Here is a 14655-nt window from a genome sequence, read left to right on the forward strand (position 1 = left end):
GAGCCCGAGCGACGTCATGCCCAGCCCAGCTCGTGCAGGCGGGCGTCGTCGATGCCGTAGAAGTGCGCGATCTCGTGCACGAGGGTGACGTGGATCTCCTCGCGCAACTGCTCCTCGTCGCTCGAGATCGCGAGCAGCGGCTCACGGTAGAGCACGATGCGGTCGGGGGTCTCGCCGAAGCCGTAGCGGTCTCGTTCGGTGAGTGCCCAGCCGTCGTAGAGCCCGAGCAGGTCGAGCGTGCCATCTTCGGGGCGGTCCTCGACGACGAAGACCACGTTCTCGAGCCCGTCGACCATGTCATCGGGCAACTCGTCGAGTTCGTCGACGACGATCGCTTCGAAGGCCTCGGCATCGAGTTCCACGACCAGCTCCGATCGAGGCCTACGGGATCAGGCAACTGACGAGGGCAATTGGGGTGAGTAACGGGGCTTGAACCCGCGACCTCCTGGACCACAACCAGGCGCTCTACCGACTGAGCTATACCCACCATGTGACGACCACCGGAGTGATCAGGCAACTCAAAGAGACTACTACAACTTGCTGTCGAACTCGTCCACCACGGAGGTCGCGAGCGCCTGAAGGTCTTGGCTGGTGGGACCGGGCGCCGCCACGAAGAGCGCGCGACGGTAGTACTCCAGCTCGCGGATCGACTCGAGGATGTCGGCGAGGGCGCGGTGACCGCCGTTCTTGGCGGGCGAATTGAAGTACGCGCGCGGGTACCAGCGCTTGGCGAGCTCCTTGATCGACGATACGTCGACGTTGCGATAGTGCAGGTGCGCATCGAGGCGCGGCATGTACTTCGTGAGGAACGCGCGGTCGGTGCCGATCGAGTTGCCGGCGAGCGGCGCCCTCTGTTCGTCGGGCACATGCTTCAACACGTACTCGAGCACCTCGTACTCCGCCTCGGCCACGCTCACGCCATTGGGGATCTCTTCGATGAGTCCTGACTCAGTGTGCATCGTGCGCACGAACTCACCCATCGACTCGAGCGCGCTCGCGTCGGGCTTGATCACGATGCTGAGTCCCGCGTCGACGGGAGTCAGATCGTAGTCGGTGATGACGACCGCGATCTCGACGAGCTCATCGACGTCGAGGTCGAGGCCGGTCATCTCGCAGTCGATCCAGACCAGTCGGTCGCTCGGTGATGCCATGCGGCGAGTCTACCGGCGGGCTCGGACACCGCCGGACGCCGTATCGACGCTCGCGCGGCTCCTCGACTCTGTCAGCGCGCGCAGCGCGCGGATCCGATCGCTGAATCACGAGCTCCCGCGCGGATCATGCGTGGCGTGGCTCGCATCTCGGTGCCCCCGGCAGGAATCGAACCTGCGACCGACAGATTAGAAGGCTGCTGCTCTATCCGCTGAGCTACGGGGGCCGGCATGGCCAGCATACCGGCCTCGGTCGGATCAGCCCTCAGTCGGCAGGTGGGGGTCGTCCACCTGGGGACGGCCGACCTCGCTCGAACGCCGCTCTCGCACGGCCAGCGCGATGAGCGGGAACAGCAGCACCGAGAGCATTCCGGCGCCGACGAGGGCCGCGGCCGTGCCACTCGAGAGGTCCCCTTGGTCGACGCCGATCGCCGACACGGCCACGATGATCGGGAGCCCGGTCGCGCCGAAGAACGCCGTCGCCGCGAGGTCGCGTCGGCTCGATCCGGGCGGTGCGGCGAGCAGCGATGGAATCCCGCGCACGACGAGGAACAGCCCGAGGAAGATCGGCAGCGATACGAGGGTGCGCGGGTCGGCGAACAGTGCAACGAGATCGAAGGTCACCCCGGTGTTGATGAAGAAGACCGGCACGAGGAACCCGTACCCCACCGCCTCGATCTTCGTCTCGACGATCTCGGCATCGTGCTCGGGAGCACCGTCGAGCAGCATCCGATAGATCACGCCGGCCGTGAATGCTCCGAGCAGCATGTCGAGCCCGAGGGCGATGCTGAGCGCGACGAGGGACAGCAGCACGAGCACCACGAGGCGCACCGCGAACTGCCCGCTCGTGTGCAGTGTCGCGGCGATGATCGCATTCATGCGTCGTCCGACACCGCGCGAGGCGAGCCAGATCGCGAGCCCTGCGATCACCGCGAACGCGACGAGGAGCCCCGCGGCGAGCAGTTCCGAGCGCCCGCTGAGGAACAGCGAGATCGCGAGGAGCGGCCCGAACTCGCCGACTGCTCCGAGCGCCATGACGGCGATGCCGAACGGGGTGCGCAGATCGCCCGAATCGCGGAGCACGGGCATGATCGTGCCGAGGGCCGTCGAGGTGAGGGCGATCCCGATGAACACCGCGGCTGACAGATTCGGCGCCAGGAGTGCCGCGATGCCGATACCGGCGGCGAGCGACATGAGCCATCCGATCGCGGCGCGGGAGATGGGCCTGCCGCGGATCGTACGGAAGTCGATCTCGTTGCCGGCGAGGAAGAAGAGCATCGCGAGGCCGAAGTCGGCGAGGAGGCTTGTGAAGTCGTCGGGTTGGACCCAGCCGAGCAGGGCAGGTCCGAGAAGCAGGCCGAGCACGATCTCGAAGACGATGAGGGGAATCGCCGCCCAGCGGCCGATCGCCCGCACGAGGAGGGGCGCTGCGACGGCGATCGCGGGGATCAGCACCATCGTGCCGAGGGACACCTCCACACCGCGCCTCCTGCCGGCGCAGCCATGTGCGCCTGCCGCGATGCTATCGGAGCCGCCCGGCTCGGCAGGGGAGGCAAGCAGATGCCGCGACGCGTCGTGTTTCGCCGAGGAAACATGCCAGCGGTATCGTCGTGACATGCGAGACCTGCAGTCGCGAATCATCGCGGAACTCAATGTCAGTCCGGTCATCGACCCCGCCGAGCAGGTTCGCTCGCGCGTCGATTTCCTGAAGGCCTACGCGCGCACCACCGGCGCGAAGGGATTCATCCTCGGCATCAGCGGCGGGCAGGACTCCTCGCTCGCCGGACGACTCTGCAAGCTCGCCGTCGAGGAGCTCATCGCCGAAGGCGACGCCGCTCGTTTCGTCGCGGTGCGCTTGCCGTACGGCGTGCAGCACGATGAGGTCGATGCCCAGATCGCCCTCGGTTTCGTGGAGCCCCAGGAGACGATCGTCTTCAACGTCAAGCGCGGTGTCGACGGACTCCTCGAGGAGTTCCTCGACGCCAACGGGGTTGCCCTCAGCGACTTCGGAAAGGGCAACGTGAAAGCGCGCATGCGGATGGTCTCGCAGTACGCGCTTGCCGGTGAAGGCGCGTTGCTCGTCGTCGGAACCGATCACGCGGCGGAGGCGGTCACTGGGTTCTTCACGAAGTACGGCGACGGCGGAGCCGACATCCTGCCGCTGACCGGGCTCACAAAGCGGCAGGGCCGCGCCCTGCTCGAGTATCTCGGCGCGCCTGAACGGTTGTACGTCAAGGTTCCGACCGCAGACCTGCTCGACGACGACCCCGGCCAGGCCGACGAGGCGAACCTCGGTCTCACGTATCAGGAGATCGATGCGTTCCTCGAGGGACGCGAGATCGACCCCGACGTGGCCGAGCTCATCGAGGCGAGGTACCTGCAGACGCGCCACAAGCGCGCGGTTCCCGTGTCGATGTTCGACGACTGGTGGATCTGAGGCAGACGACCCTTCGGTCTCGCCGCGCTCTCGTCAGCGCGGCGACTCGGTCTCGAGTGTGCGTGTGGGCGCCGTCGCCGAACTCGCCTTCTCGGCGACGCTCACGGGCGCGCGATAGCGATCGTGGTGCTGCTCGGCGACCCAGGCATCCTGCTGCTCGATGGCGGCCTGCTCGGGCTCGGGCCGCTGTGAACGCCAGCGGGTGAGGTCGTTCTGGAATTGGCGGCGTGTGCGAGACGGATGCCGTTGCCATTCGATGAGTCGGTCGCGGAACTCCACGACTGCCGGATCGAGCTGGTAGCCGAACGTCGCGGAGGCGCGCTTCAACTCGTGGAGCTGGTGCGCCGCCCAGTTCGCCGCGACATCCGAGCCGCGAAGCGGCAGCAGTCGCACCAGGATGTCGGCTTGGCCGACGCTCCGGTCGGCGAGCACTTGCTCTTGGGGTGTCAGCGAATTCCACACCGAGGCCTCGGTCGCGGCATCGACGAGCGCCGAGATCGCAGCGGTCTTGACCTCGCGGTCACGCTGGGCGACGACGCGCCTGATCGCGATGCTCGCGATCCAGGCGGCGAGGAGTCCGGCGGCAACAACCGCGATGAACAGCACCACCGCCGCGAAGACCGTCGGACGGGCCGCGCTCGAGTCGAGCCAGGAGAGAATGTCGTTCCACCACTGCATGGCCGTAGGTTATCCCGCGCTCGGCGTGGGCGCCTCGAGCCGCCGCGGCGTGCCCCGTTTCGAGTGCACCGCCGTCACCGGAAGCACTCGGCGGCGTCGAGCGGAGACCAGAATTCGCCGAGATCCATCGAGCGGATGCCGCCGGGCAGCAGGCGTCTCGCGCGGTATCGCTCGACACCACCGCCCGAATCTCGGCGCTCTATGTGCCCGAGCACCGTTCCGGCCGGCTTGGCGACGCGCCAGAGCTCGGGGCCGGCAGGTGAGATCAGGAGTCCGGGCAGGTCGATGGGGAACGGCTCGCGGGGTGGCGCGAGGGTGATGACGGACATGTCGCTCCTCTCGTCGCAGCCGGCCCTGCGGGTGTGCCACGAGAGTATGGGTCCCCACCGACATCCGCTCGCCACCTTTCGTGACCGAGCCGCTCACGCCGAAGCGCAGCGTCGCCGGTGAGGTGCAGGCCCGTTCAGCCGATCGCCGTGCCGTGCACGGCGTGAGGCTCGATGCGGGCGATCTCCTCTTCGGTGAGCGGCGGGGAGTCGAGGGCCGCGACGTTCTGCTCGAGCTGGGCGACGCTCGAGGCGCCGATGATCGCGCTCGCGACGAGCGGCTGCCGGAGCACCCACGAGAGGGCGAGTTGAGCGAGGGTCTGCCCCCGCTCGCGCGCGACGCCGTCGAGCGCTCGAGCGGCCTCGAGGTACTCCGGGCTGATGCGGTCGGCCGAGAGAAATCGGCTCGTCGCCGCCCGTGAGCCGGAGGGCACGTCGCCCGCGAGGTACCGATCGGTGAGGAGCCCCTGCGCGAGCGGTGAGAACACGATGCTGGCCGCACCGACCTCCTCGAGTGCCGGGAAGAGGCCGTCTTCGACGTGCCGGTCGAACATCGAGTAGCGCGGCTGGTGGATGAGCAGCGGAACCCCTTCGGCCTGGAGGGCCGCCGCCGCCGCACGGGTCTGGTCGGGGGAGTAGTTCGAGATGCCGACGTAGAGGGCCTTGCCCTGGCGCACCGCGGTCGCGAGCGCGCCCATGGTCTCCTCGATGGGCGTCTCGGGATCGGGACGGTGCGAGTAGAAGATGTCGACGTACTCGAGCCCGAGCCGGCCGAGGCTCTGGTCGAGCGACGAGAGCAGGTACTTGCGCGATCCGAAGTCGCCGTAGGGCCCCGGCCACATGTCGTACCCGGCCTTCGACGAGATGATGAGCTCGTCGCGGTAGGGCGCGAGGTCGCTCGCGAGGATGCGCCCGAAGTTCTCCTCGGCGCTTCCGGCGGGCGGCCCGTAGTTGTTCGCGAGGTCGAAATGCGTGATGCCGAGATCGAAGGCCCGCTGCACGATGGCGCGCTGCGTGTCGAGCGGGCGGTCGTGGCCGAAGTTGTGCCACAACCCGAGTGAGAGTGCCGGCAGCTTCAGGCCGCTTCGTCCGACGCGGTTGTACCGCATCCGTTCATACCGTTCGGGGGTGGCGACATAGCTCATCCCGATACTCTAGAGCGATGGAAAGCTACGTTCTCGCCGGCGGTTGCTTCTGGTGTCTCGACGCCGTCTACCGCACGCTTCGGGGCGTCCATGATGTGGTGTCGGGCTACACGGGCGGGCAGACCCGGCACCCCGACTACGAGGCTGTCTGCACCGGCACGACCGGCCACGCCGAGGCAGTGCGGGTCGAGTTCGACCCCGGCCGTCATCCCGCGCGACGTGATCCTCGACGTGTTCTTCTCGCTGCACGACCCGACCCAGTTGAACCGCCAGGGGGCCGACGTGGGCACCCAGTATCGTTCGGCGATGTTCCCGGCCAACGACGAGCAGCGCGAGCTCTTCGAGCAGGCTCGCACGCGGGCGGCCGAGTGGTGGCCGGGCGAGATCGTCACGACGATCGAGCCGCTCGGCGACTTCCACGACGCCGAGGAGTACCACCAGGACTTCTTCGCCAAGAGTCCCGGCCAAGGCTACTGCCTCGCCGTGGCGCTGCCGAAGATCAACAAGATCCGTCGCTCCTACGCCGAATACGTACTGGCGTAGCCGCACTTCTCCTCGACAGCGGTCTCGACTGGCCGACTCTGCACAAGAGCTTTCCATGGCGCCCGGATGCCACGGCACACGCGTGATGCTGGTGCGACGCGGGTCCGGGGCGTCGTCCGGCACGAGGGCGCCCCGGATGCCGCGAGCCGCCGATTCGCGGCGGTGTCGAACCGAGGAGTGCACATGACCGACAACATCACCGTCACCGGAGTCGTGGGAAGCGACCCGAAGCACCACGTCACGAGCCAAGGGCTCGCGATCACGTCCTTCCGCCTCGCGTCCACCCGGCGCTACTTCGACCGCAGCAAGGGCACGTGGGAAGACGGCGAGACCAACTGGTACACGGTCTCGGCATTCCGCCAGCTCGCCTTCAACGCGAGCACGTCGATCGTTCGCGGCGAGCGCGTGGTCGTGCACGGGCGCTTGCGGCTGCGCGCATGGGAGACGGGCGAGAAGTCCGGAACCGCCGTCGAGATCGAAGCCGACGCGATCGGTCACGACCTCACATGGGGTGTGTCGACGTTCACCAAGGTGAGACTGGCGCGTACCACGGGCGGCAGCGGCGACGAGCCGGTCGCCGCGGAGGCGGGCGAGGCAGCCGGATGGCCCGATGTCGCCGAGGCCACGTCGGCCGCCGGCGCCGCCGTGGGCGATGAGCCCGAGGCCGCGGCCGACGACGCATCCGACGGCCTTGACGGATTCGAACCCGGCGGTGACCGGGAGCGCGTCGGAGCCGTCGCCTGATCGGGCCCGGCGCGGCCGCCCGGGCAGTGTCGAACGCACCGAATAGACTCTGCTGGGGCGGTCGCCACCACCGCCGGACAGGGGAACGATGGCTCGGCGAATCCGTTCAGCGGCGGCCCTGGCGTTCGCCGGGGTCGCGATCATCATCGGCGTGGCCGGGTGCACCGGGGGTGCCCCCGATCCGACCGTCCCGCCGACGACGACGGCGGCGGTGCCGCTGTCGACGGACCGCCCCGAGCCGACGAGCCTGCCTCCGTCGCTGCGGCCCGAGCTGTCGGCATCCGAGAACCTCGCCTACTTCGACACCGTGGGCATCGCCGTTGCCACGGCGAATCCCGCAGCGGGAGGCCGTGACTTCATCGACGCCCTGGTCGCCGCCGGGTTCGACAAGTCGCAGATGCAGGTGACCGCCGACCGAACCACCGTCGACCTCCAGGCCGACTCGGTGCAGTTCTCGGTGCTCTTCCAAGGCGAATGCCTCGTCGGCCAGTACGGGCCGAAATCGGGCGGCTACCACGGCGCGGTGCGCCCGCCGCTCGGCACCGGCACCTGTCTCGTAGGCCAGACGCGCCCCATAGACTGGTAGGCGATATGGCGGATTACAATCCGCCACGCTAGTTACTAACTGTCGGTCGTCGAGTCGAATTCTCATGGAGTGCACCCGGCAGGCAAGGCCGGGCGGGGCCTTGCGTGAACGCGGTCGCCGACCTCGCGCGACCGAGAGCCAGCGCGCTACGGGTCGACGCCCTCGGCGAGCGCCGCGAACGCGCCGTCGAGCTCGCCGAGCTGGAGCACGAGTACCCGCCGCTCTGAACCGCGGACCGCGACGACGTCGTAGAGCTTCGGGCCCGCGACGAGGACGGCCGTCACGTCGCGCCGGGTGAAGACGCGCACACGGCGGATGCCCGGTTCGGCGAGCTCCTCCCAACCGTCGAAAGCGTCCGGCGCGGCGGCGGCGAGGTCGAGCGGCGGAGCGGCGGCGAGCTCGGCGAGCGGGTCCATCATGGCGGCATCCTTCCGACGGGCAGCCGCTCAGGATACACGCGCCGTTCGGCGGCGGGCAGCCGTCGCGAAGGGCGTCTTTCGTGAAGCGTTACTCGTGGTCTGAAGGGCGATCGCGACGTGTTTAACTGGTGCCCGGTCGGCGTTACGGAGACGCCGAGGAGAGGCAGGAATGCACGTATACGAGGACGAGCTCGGCGAGTTCGACGGGAGCTTCGAGGTCACGCCGGACGGGTGGACGGTGTTCGCCGATGGGAGCCGCGTCCGGGGCTGGACTCCGGCGGAGTGAGGAGCGGCCGGAGACGAGGTAAGCGCCTCCGGTCGCCCGGCTCCATCGTAGGGCGGCGCGCTGAGCGCCCCTCAGGCGAAACGAAAGAAGCCCCCTCCCGTGATATCGGGAGGGGGCTTCCTAACGCCTGAACAAATCGCACACGGCGGCGCGTCGAGGGTCAGGCGGCCTCGCGGGCGAGTGTGGGCTCGCCCTGCCAGCGTCGGAGGGCCTCGTCGAGCTCAGCGCGCGCGGCCTTCATCGCCGAGACGGACTCTTCGAGTCGGAGCTCGGCGGCGACGACCGCGACGCGGAGGGCGAGGCGGCGGGGATCTACTGCAGTGTGTCCAGTCGGGTCCTTGCTCAGACCGTCTAGCGCCGGGTCGGTCGAGCGGTAGCTCCCGAGCTGCGGGGCCTCCCATTGCAGCGGGTGGGCGTCGTGCAGCCGGGACGCGAGGGCGAGGGCCTCTCCGGCGACGTCTTCGACGATTGTCGGGAGTGGGCGGGCGGGTGCTGGCATGGTGGCTTCCTTCGAGGGTAGGGCTGGGAATTCTTGTGCGATTTGTTGACGGGCTTTCACGCCCTCGGCGGGTTCCCGGAGGGATGAACCGGGAGCGAGGCGCTCAGGGCGTCAGAAGGGCGCGGGCTCGTCGAGGTCGTCCTCCGGAGCGGGCACCGCGGGAGAGAGGATCGCCGCGAAGTCGATCCGCCGGACGCCGAGCGGGTGGCCGCCGTGCTCGGGGAGGCCCCACAGCGACAACCACAGCGAGCCGCGGGAGAGCTCGCGCGGGACCTGACGAGCGAGCGTGCGATAGACCGCGGCGGCGACCTTCGCGGGCTCGACGTCGAGGTTGTCGGCGTGCTCGTGCGCGGCGTCGATCGCGGCGTCGATCAGAGAGTCGACCGAGGCACGGCGAGGCATGGCGACCGAGATCGGCCCGAGACGCTCCGCGCCGACGGAGACGAAGACCTCGACCGCAGCGGCCTTCGCGGCGGGCTGTGCCGCGATACGCGCCGGGCGCATCAGCGGGCGCTCCATCGGATTTTGGCGGCTTCGCGGGCGCGCTGCGTGTTCGTCTTCGCTCCGGCCGTCGGGGCGACGAGGCGGGCGAGAATCGTCGCCGCAGCCGAGCGGGCGAGGCGGGCCTCGACGACGAGCGGCGAGACGACGAGTTGACCCTGAGAGCCGGTCGAGGTCACGCCGCGCTCGCGGGCAGCGGCGTCGAGGGCGTCGGCCGAGGCGATCAGCTCGGCGGCCTGCTCCAGCGCCGCGAAGTCTGCGCCTGAGAGGTCGGGGCGCTGATCGATCACGGTCGAGAAGGCGTCGCGGGCTCCGGCGGACCAGTGTTCGGGGAGGGGGAGGGCGTCAGATTCAGACATGAGACAGGGTCCTTTCGGGGTGGTTGGGGCCGTGGTGGCCTTCGGGGGAAACTGGAGCGATGCCCGCATGCATCGGCTGTTGCTAAGCCGCACCGATGGGCAAACGGAGGGGGGAGGGGGAGAGGTACCCCACGGCCTACCCGCCGAGAGCGGCGAAGCCCCCTACTCTGAGATCATCAAGTGAGGAGCAGCATGGAAACGGTGAGCGCTTGGACCGCCGACGACTGGGCCGCCCTCTGGACGGGCTGCGGCGTTGCAGTTACGGCGATCGCGGCGATCCTCGCTCTCGTGCAGCTCCGGACGTACACGCGCGAGAGCCTCGATCGGGCTCGCCCCTTCGTGATCGTTGACTTCGTCTTCGTCGGCGATTTGCTTCAATTCCATATCTGGAACTCCTCGCCGAGCGCGGCATCGCGGGTGCGCATCAAGAGCGATAAGCCGATCCGAAGCTCCGATGACAGCGGATTCCGTAACGCTGGGCTGGAGGAGTTACTCGCAGGGCGGGTGATTCCTCACCTGCCGCCGGGCCGCATGATCGCGTGGACGTTCGACATGTCGGTCCATGCCTTCCACCCGGAGGTACTTGACGACTACCTCGTGACCGTGACTTACGAGGACCCGAGGCTGAAGAGGCGGCGCGCCGCATGGCGGCTCTGGGAGCCGAAGGTCCCTGTCGAGTACAGCGAGGAGTACGCACTGAGCATCCGGCACTACAACGAGGCTTCCGTACCGCGCGACGACGCGACGCGTATCGTCGAGGTCCTCCGCGAGATTAGGACCGCCGTGCAGCCGAAGCGGCCTAGCTTCAGAGTGCCTCGGTCGGATGGTCTGCAAGGCACAGCCGAGGGGATCAAGCTCGACGCCGAGCTCAGCGCTCGCGAGCGCGAGGCGTCCGTCGAAGCGCCGGGTCTGAATGATTGAGCTCACCGAGGACGATCGGTTCGCGTTCCTCGCACGTCAGTATCCGGCCGCGACGCCGGGCGAGCGGGCCGAGCTCCGTGTCCGCGAGTGGCTCGGGGACTGGGAGCTCGACGCCGCCGTCCGGGACGGCTTCTAAGCCTTCGGGCAGCCGCCCGCGCACCGGGCGAGCACCGGGCGCGGGCAGCGCGCCGGAAGCCACGCGCCGCAGCCGCGCGAGCACGGAACGACGTAGCCCGCGACGAGCGGCGGGCGCTTCGTCGGCGCGACCGGTTCGGCGGAAGCGAAGCGGGCCGCGTACTCCTCACGGGCGACCTCTGCCTCGGCGTGCTCCTTCGCGAGCATCGCGAGCGTGAGCTCGACGGCTCGCTCGTGGATGTGTGCGCCGCGCTCGTCGGCCGTCATCCGAAGCCACGCCGCGAGGCCGTGAGGATGCCGGACGGCTTGCGGCGTCGCTGAGGCGAGCTCGTCCGCCGCGAAGCGGGACAGCGCCCGGCGCTTCTGATCGAGACGGCGACGCTGACGGCTGGAGAGCTCGGCGAGAGTGGTCGGGACAGGCATAGCGGATGATCCTTTCGAGGACGGGTCAGAGGAGGGACAGGACGTCCGGGACGGGCTCGGCGTCGCGGTACGCGGAGGGCGTCCGGATCGAGCCGACGAAGCCCGCGGGACGTCCCAGCGCCGCACGCCGGACAGCGGCGATCTCACGCCGAGTCAGGTAGACGCCGGAGCTCTCGGAGAGGCCGATCGTGTGATCGCCCTGTGTCTCCTGAGCGATCCCGCGAGGGTTCTCGAATTCGCGCCGAGCTGCCTTCAGAGCGACGAGCCGGGCGACCTTCGGGGCGTCGGTCTGCCAGCGGTCAGAGACGGATGCCGGGGCCTCCGTAAGGACGAGGGTCGTCGCGTCTTCGAGTGCGTCCTCGGCGCGAGCGAGCTCGGGACCTTCGAGGGCCCCTTCCGGGACGCCGAGGCGGCGCTCCAGCGCCGAGACGGGGAGCGGGAGTGTCGTCATGTGGATGCCCTCCGAGCCTCGCGCTCGGCGGCGCGGCGAGCGGCGCGGGACGAAGGGGCGGCCGGGACGCCGGACGCCGTCGGGACGCCGGACGGGACGCTCGGCCGAAGGTGGTCGGCTCCAGCCGAGCGCAGCATCTGACGCTTGCGGTTGTTAGGCACGAGTCGCGGCTCCGTTCTGGCGGGCGGCCTGCGCGGCACGCTGACCGGAGCGGAGGAGCGCGAGCGCCGCCGTCGGCGTGATCCGGTGACGCGAGGCGAGGGCGTCGACTCTCGCGCGGGCCTCGCCGTCGAGGTCGGCGAGCTCCGCGGGGAGCGGGCCCGACGGGAGCGCCGAGCGAGTGCGGATGCCGTCTACGAGACGATCGAGAGCACGAGCTTCGGCGACCGTCGCGAGCTGGCCGTTACGGGCCGCCGGGTCGAGGGTGGAGTCCTCGCGGATGGTCGACTCGACGACGTCGAGGATGCGGGCGCGGTTACGGAGAGTGGTCATTTCTATGTGCCTTTCGAGGGTGGAGGGTCGTGCAGGAAAGGGGGACGCCGGGCGTCAGCGACTCCGCCAAGAGGCCGACGCCCGACGAGCTCAGGGCGTCGCCGAGGGGACGCGGTAACGGCGGACGCCGCGACGGACCGCGACCGGCCAGCCGAGTGCGTCGGCGGCGGCGTAGAGAGTGCGGGGGCCGACAGTCAGGCCCGCGGCCAGCGCGGCGGCGTGCAGCTCGGGACGGGCGATCGGGCCCGGCGGAAGGGACAGGAGGAAGGCGTCGAGCTCCGCGGAGGACGCGGTCGCGCCGGACGCGGGCGCGGGGATCACGGAGCGAAAGCGGCGCAGGGCCTCGCGCCGGACGGCCTCGACGCCGCGGACGGAACGAGCGGTCGCCGCGAGGGACCCCCGAGCTAGGACGAGCTGAGCGCGGGAGATCGGGAGGCTAGCCTCGGCGGCCTCGATCCGGGAGGCGATGACCGAGCGAGCTCGGGCGCGATCGGCGTCCCGGTCCCGGTAGGGCAGCGCGAGGAGCGCGGCCTCGTCGGCGGCGATCGCGAGCATGACTGGATCAGTGTCGAGGTAGTAGCGGAGCCCGGCGGCGGCCTCCGCGAAGATGCCCTCGATCACGTCGCCCGCGCGGTAGGAGTCGATGTGTACGCCGCGGAGGCGATAGCCGTGACCGCGGCCGGGCGAAAAGGTCAGGCCCGACGCGGCGAGGTCGTCGGCGATCGCTGCGGGCAGGATCGCGCCGACGCGGTAGGCGGGATTGGAAGCGTTCACGACGTCAGTCGACAGAGGGATAGGCGGCGGTGCGCTGAGAGGGGCGGAGGCCCAGGATGTGAGGAGCACTGGCGGATGCTGCTTTCTGAGGGGTGCAGGAAGGCCGGAAAGGTCGGGGGCGAGGGAGCGATTCCGGCGGAAAGGGGCTGAAAGGGGGGTGCAGGAAGGGACCGGGAAGCTTCCTGCACCCCCCTTCCTGCACCCCCATAGCGGCGAGAAGAGCCGCGGAATGACGGGGCAGAACAGGGCAGGGGGTGCAGGAAGAGCGAAAAGGGTCGGTAGCTATAGAGGACTGGTAAGTCGACTCGGCGGGTTCGTCACTCCGTCACTGCGTCACTGCGACGTCAGTCGAGGAGGGCGTCGAGGTAGCCGGGTGCCTTCGGGTCGCCGGGATCGTAGGCGTCGGCCTGCGAGTCGGCGAGGAGGAGCTCGACCGCGAGGGCATGGAGGGCGGCGTGCGCCGCTCGGGCGCGTGCCTGTCGGCAACGGGCCGAGCACGTCACCGCGTGGGCGTTAACTGCCGTGAAGGCACCGCCACAGTGGCGGCATTCGAGGTTGTGCACGGGGCTCCTTGTGTGTGACCGACAGACGAAATGTGAAAGAGAGGCGGGCCGCTTCTCGCCCGGAGAAGGGGAGAAGCGGCCCGCAGGTTGCGACGGTTACGCCGCGGTGTCGACCCGCACAGCGTTGCCGTGCGGGACGAGCGTCACGGTCCCGTCCTCGTTGTCCTTTGCCTGAGGCATCGGGACGACGGCGACGAGCGCCTCGACGATCGAGCGGTCCGAGCCGGTCGCGACGTCGAACGCTTGCAGGTGGGTCAGCGCGAAGGGCGAGTCGCCTTCGGCGCGGATGCTCGCCCCGTAAGGCGCACCGGCCGGAGGCTCGGGCGCGCGGACCACGAGGCTGAACGCCTCGCGGACGAAGGCGATCACGTTATCGGCCGGGACACGGCTCGACTCGTGAATCTCGATCCCGCGCACGGTCGAGCCGTTCGCGTCCCACGTACCGACCGGGCCGTCGAGGAGATCGGCATAGACCGAGCTACCGACGACCGCGACGATCTTCGACTCAGCGCTGACGCCGCGGTCGCGGAGGGTCTTCCGGATCGCGGTGAAGAGCTTCGCCGGAGTGGCCGCAGCATAGGTGAGGGCGGTCGCCGGGGTCGCGAGGAGCGCTGCGGCGGCTTCGGCCTCAACCTTGCGAGTGATCGAACGAGCCTGCGGGTCGAGGACCTGCGAGCCGAAGTCGATCAGGTTGAGCTCAGTGTCCGCGACCGAGAGGGCCACGTTTGAGTAGGCCAGCGTGTCGAGGGTGACCGGGACGGACTGCTCCGAGATCGTGTCGACGGCGAGCGCCGTGGTCGTGTCGTTCGCGGCGCGCTCGCGCGACGGCACAGCGCCGGGGACGCGGACGCGGATCGTCTCGCCAGTGCCGCCGCCGAAGTCGGCGGCAACGTCAGAGCTGAAGAGCTTCGAGATTCCGAGATCGCCGCCGACGAGCTTCGCGGCGGTGGAGGCGATCTCGTCAGCGGTGAGGATGGTGTTTGGCATGGTGGATGACTCCTAAGTCAGGGGTTGGGTTGGGTTGGAGGAGCCGCGCTGCGGGGCGTCGCGATCGCTGGGGCCTGCCCGGCGGCGTCTCGCCTAGTTGTGGCGCTGGGTGCGCCGAAGGGTGCTCGTCGAGGACCTGCCTCGGCGTGCGAGCCGTCGTCGGCGGGCGGGTGCCCGAGACGCCGGAAGCTGGAAGGGGGCGCTGACTGCGACGGGGTAACCAGTCCCGGAGCCAGCG

General features: G+C 69.4%; 21 protein-coding genes, 2 tRNA genes and 1 pseudogene. 6 read left to right on the forward strand and 18 right to left on the reverse strand.

The annotated features are described in order from the left end of the window. Nucleotides 1–14: 14 nt before the first annotated feature. The 5 genes from J7E25_RS11790 to J7E25_RS11810 all read right to left on the reverse strand — a co-directional run bounded on the left by J7E25_RS11790 (nt 15) and on the right by J7E25_RS11810 (nt 2627). Nucleotides 15–362 carry a metallopeptidase family protein gene (locus J7E25_RS11790; RefSeq protein WP_129520747.1) on the reverse strand — a complete coding sequence of 116 codons (348 nt, stop codon included), beginning with the start codon at nt 360–362 and terminating at the stop codon, nt 15–17. 49 nt (nt 363–411) lie between these two features. Further along, nucleotides 412–487: transfer RNA gene (locus tag J7E25_RS11795), tRNA-His, on the reverse strand. Between the two features lie 43 nt (nt 488–530). Continuing rightward, nucleotides 531–1151: an oligoribonuclease gene (orn, locus tag J7E25_RS11800; RefSeq protein WP_214870328.1), complete on the reverse strand. Its 621-nt coding sequence runs from the start codon at nt 1149–1151 to the stop codon at nt 531–533. Between the two features lie 151 nt (nt 1152–1302). Next, nucleotides 1303–1375, reverse strand: a tRNA-Arg gene (locus J7E25_RS11805). A 31-nt stretch (nt 1376–1406) separates the two neighbouring features. Continuing rightward, nucleotides 1407–2627 (reverse strand): cation:proton antiporter, encoded by a 1221-nt coding sequence (locus J7E25_RS11810; protein WP_214870329.1) that lies wholly within the window; start codon nt 2625–2627, stop codon nt 1407–1409. A gap of 136 nt (nt 2628–2763) precedes the next feature. On the opposite strand from J7E25_RS11810, the gene nadE reads away from it, so the two are divergent. After that, nucleotides 2764–3585, forward strand: a complete 822-nt coding sequence (nadE, locus tag J7E25_RS11815) for an ammonia-dependent NAD(+) synthetase (RefSeq protein WP_214870330.1) — start codon at nt 2764–2766, stop codon at nt 3583–3585. Between the two features lie 33 nt (nt 3586–3618). Here the strand turns inward: nadE and J7E25_RS11820 are convergent, their stop codons facing one another. The 3 genes from J7E25_RS11820 to J7E25_RS11830 form a co-directional block, all read right to left on the reverse strand. Continuing rightward, nucleotides 3619–4263: a hypothetical protein gene (locus tag J7E25_RS11820; RefSeq protein ID WP_214870331.1), complete on the reverse strand. Its 645-nt coding sequence runs from the start codon at nt 4261–4263 to the stop codon at nt 3619–3621. Nucleotides 4264–4337: 74 nt separating this feature from the next. Next, nucleotides 4338–4592 (reverse strand): hypothetical protein, encoded by a 255-nt coding sequence (locus J7E25_RS11825; protein WP_214870332.1) that lies wholly within the window; start codon nt 4590–4592, stop codon nt 4338–4340. A 134-nt stretch (nt 4593–4726) separates the two neighbouring features. After that, nucleotides 4727–5734, reverse strand: a complete 1008-nt coding sequence (locus tag J7E25_RS11830; protein ID WP_214870333.1) for an aldo/keto reductase — start codon at nt 5732–5734, stop codon at nt 4727–4729. Between the two features lie 17 nt (nt 5735–5751). Between J7E25_RS11830 and msrA the strand changes: the two are divergent. The 3 genes and pseudogenes from msrA to J7E25_RS11845 all read left to right on the forward strand — a co-directional run bounded on the left by msrA (nt 5752) and on the right by J7E25_RS11845 (nt 7607). After that, a pseudogene (msrA, locus tag J7E25_RS11835) lies at nt 5752–6277 on the forward strand (peptide-methionine (S)-S-oxide reductase MsrA). A gap of 183 nt (nt 6278–6460) precedes the next feature. After that, complete coding sequence (ssb, locus tag J7E25_RS11840; RefSeq protein ID WP_214870334.1) at nt 6461–7021, forward strand: single-stranded DNA-binding protein; 561 nt, start codon at nt 6461–6463, stop codon at nt 7019–7021. 88 nt (nt 7022–7109) lie between these two features. Then, entirely contained in the window at nt 7110–7607 is a 498-nt protein-coding gene (locus J7E25_RS11845; protein ID WP_214870335.1) for a hypothetical protein, read from the forward strand. Between the two features lie 146 nt (nt 7608–7753). Here the strand turns inward: J7E25_RS11845 and J7E25_RS11850 are convergent, their stop codons facing one another. The 4 genes from J7E25_RS11850 to J7E25_RS11865 all read right to left on the reverse strand — a co-directional run bounded on the left by J7E25_RS11850 (nt 7754) and on the right by J7E25_RS11865 (nt 9671). Continuing rightward, nucleotides 7754–8026: a hypothetical protein gene (locus tag J7E25_RS11850; protein WP_214870336.1), complete on the reverse strand. Its 273-nt coding sequence runs from the start codon at nt 8024–8026 to the stop codon at nt 7754–7756. A 446-nt stretch (nt 8027–8472) separates the two neighbouring features. Continuing rightward, nucleotides 8473–8811 (reverse strand): hypothetical protein, encoded by a 339-nt coding sequence (locus J7E25_RS11855; protein WP_214870337.1) that lies wholly within the window; start codon nt 8809–8811, stop codon nt 8473–8475. Between the two features lie 111 nt (nt 8812–8922). Next, a complete protein-coding gene (locus J7E25_RS11860) occupies nt 8923–9315 on the reverse strand; it encodes a hypothetical protein (protein WP_214870338.1) in 393 nt (130 codons plus the stop codon). Then, nucleotides 9315–9671 (reverse strand): hypothetical protein, encoded by a 357-nt coding sequence (locus J7E25_RS11865; protein WP_214870339.1) that lies wholly within the window; start codon nt 9669–9671, stop codon nt 9315–9317. Before J7E25_RS11865 ends, J7E25_RS11860 begins: the two co-directional genes overlap by 1 nt. Before the next feature lie 192 nt (nt 9672–9863). Between J7E25_RS11865 and J7E25_RS11870 the strand changes: the two genes are divergently transcribed. Continuing rightward, the gene (locus tag J7E25_RS11870; protein ID WP_214870340.1) at nt 9864–10592 is read left to right on the forward strand and encodes a hypothetical protein; all 729 of its coding nucleotides are present in this window, start codon (nt 9864–9866) and stop codon (nt 10590–10592) included. Next, a complete protein-coding gene (locus J7E25_RS11875) occupies nt 10585–10728 on the forward strand; it encodes a hypothetical protein (RefSeq protein ID WP_214870341.1) in 144 nt (47 codons plus the stop codon). The genes J7E25_RS11870 and J7E25_RS11875 overlap by 8 nt, the downstream gene beginning before the upstream one ends. Here the strand turns inward: J7E25_RS11875 and J7E25_RS11880 are convergent. The 6 genes from J7E25_RS11880 to J7E25_RS11905 all read right to left on the reverse strand — a co-directional run bounded on the left by J7E25_RS11880 (nt 10725) and on the right by J7E25_RS11905 (nt 14417). Further along, nucleotides 10725–11150: a hypothetical protein gene (locus J7E25_RS11880; RefSeq protein ID WP_214870342.1), complete on the reverse strand. Its 426-nt coding sequence runs from the start codon at nt 11148–11150 to the stop codon at nt 10725–10727. The two genes, J7E25_RS11875 and J7E25_RS11880, sit on opposite strands and share 4 nt — an antisense overlap. 25 nt (nt 11151–11175) lie before the next feature. Then, the gene (locus J7E25_RS11885; RefSeq protein ID WP_214870343.1) at nt 11176–11601 is read right to left on the reverse strand and encodes a hypothetical protein; all 426 of its coding nucleotides are present in this window, start codon (nt 11599–11601) and stop codon (nt 11176–11178) included. A gap of 153 nt (nt 11602–11754) precedes the next feature. Beyond that, nucleotides 11755–12093 carry a hypothetical protein gene (locus tag J7E25_RS11890; RefSeq protein WP_214870344.1) on the reverse strand — a complete coding sequence of 113 codons (339 nt, stop codon included), beginning with the start codon at nt 12091–12093 and terminating at the stop codon, nt 11755–11757. 90 nt (nt 12094–12183) lie between these two features. After that, on the reverse strand, nt 12184–12867 hold the full coding sequence (locus tag J7E25_RS11895) for a hypothetical protein (RefSeq protein ID WP_214870345.1): 684 nt from the start codon (nt 12865–12867) through the stop codon (nt 12184–12186). A gap of 344 nt (nt 12868–13211) precedes the next feature. Beyond that, nucleotides 13212–13430 carry a hypothetical protein gene (locus tag J7E25_RS11900; RefSeq protein WP_214870346.1) on the reverse strand — a complete coding sequence of 73 codons (219 nt, stop codon included), beginning with the start codon at nt 13428–13430 and terminating at the stop codon, nt 13212–13214. Nucleotides 13431–13526: 96 nt separating this feature from the next. Further along, nucleotides 13527–14417, reverse strand: coding sequence for a P22 phage major capsid protein family protein (locus J7E25_RS11905; protein WP_214870347.1), 891 nt, complete (start codon nt 14415–14417; stop codon nt 13527–13529). Between the last annotated feature and the right edge of the window lie 238 nt (nt 14418–14655).

The organism is Agromyces sp. ISL-38 (genome assembly GCF_018613935.1).
Taxonomy (GTDB): domain Bacteria; phylum Actinomycetota; class Actinomycetes; order Actinomycetales; family Microbacteriaceae; genus Agromyces.

Coding starts and splice junctions, on each gene's coding strand:
- orn (WP_214870328.1), bottom strand. CDS start 1,151: ATGGCATCACCGAGCGACCGACTGGTCTGGATCGACTGCGAGATGACC.
- nadE (WP_214870330.1), top strand. CDS start 2,764: ATGCGAGACCTGCAGTCGCGAATCATCGCGGAACTCAATGTCAGTCCG.
- J7E25_RS11820 (WP_214870331.1), bottom strand. CDS start 4,263: ATGCAGTGGTGGAACGACATTCTCTCCTGGCTCGACTCGAGCGCGGCC.
- J7E25_RS11825 (WP_214870332.1), bottom strand. CDS start 4,592: ATGTCCGTCATCACCCTCGCGCCACCCCGCGAGCCGTTCCCCATCGAC.
- J7E25_RS11830 (WP_214870333.1), bottom strand. CDS start 5,734: ATGAGCTATGTCGCCACCCCCGAACGGTATGAACGGATGCGGTACAAC.
- ssb (WP_214870334.1), top strand. CDS start 6,461: ATGACCGACAACATCACCGTCACCGGAGTCGTGGGAAGCGACCCGAAG.
- J7E25_RS11845 (WP_214870335.1), top strand. CDS start 7,110: ATGGCTCGGCGAATCCGTTCAGCGGCGGCCCTGGCGTTCGCCGGGGTC.
- J7E25_RS11850 (WP_214870336.1), bottom strand. CDS start 8,026: ATGATGGACCCGCTCGCCGAGCTCGCCGCCGCTCCGCCGCTCGACCTC.
- J7E25_RS11855 (WP_214870337.1), bottom strand. CDS start 8,811: ATGCCAGCACCCGCCCGCCCACTCCCGACAATCGTCGAAGACGTCGCC.
- J7E25_RS11860 (WP_214870338.1), bottom strand. CDS start 9,315: ATGCGCCCGGCGCGTATCGCGGCACAGCCCGCCGCGAAGGCCGCTGCG.
- J7E25_RS11865 (WP_214870339.1), bottom strand. CDS start 9,671: ATGTCTGAATCTGACGCCCTCCCCCTCCCCGAACACTGGTCCGCCGGA.
- J7E25_RS11870 (WP_214870340.1), top strand. CDS start 9,864: ATGGAAACGGTGAGCGCTTGGACCGCCGACGACTGGGCCGCCCTCTGG.
- J7E25_RS11875 (WP_214870341.1), top strand. CDS start 10,585: ATGATTGAGCTCACCGAGGACGATCGGTTCGCGTTCCTCGCACGTCAG.
- J7E25_RS11880 (WP_214870342.1), bottom strand. CDS start 11,150: ATGCCTGTCCCGACCACTCTCGCCGAGCTCTCCAGCCGTCAGCGTCGC.
- J7E25_RS11885 (WP_214870343.1), bottom strand. CDS start 11,601: ATGACGACACTCCCGCTCCCCGTCTCGGCGCTGGAGCGCCGCCTCGGC.
- J7E25_RS11890 (WP_214870344.1), bottom strand. CDS start 12,093: ATGACCACTCTCCGTAACCGCGCCCGCATCCTCGACGTCGTCGAGTCG.
- J7E25_RS11905 (WP_214870347.1), bottom strand. CDS start 14,417: ATGCCAAACACCATCCTCACCGCTGACGAGATCGCCTCCACCGCCGCG.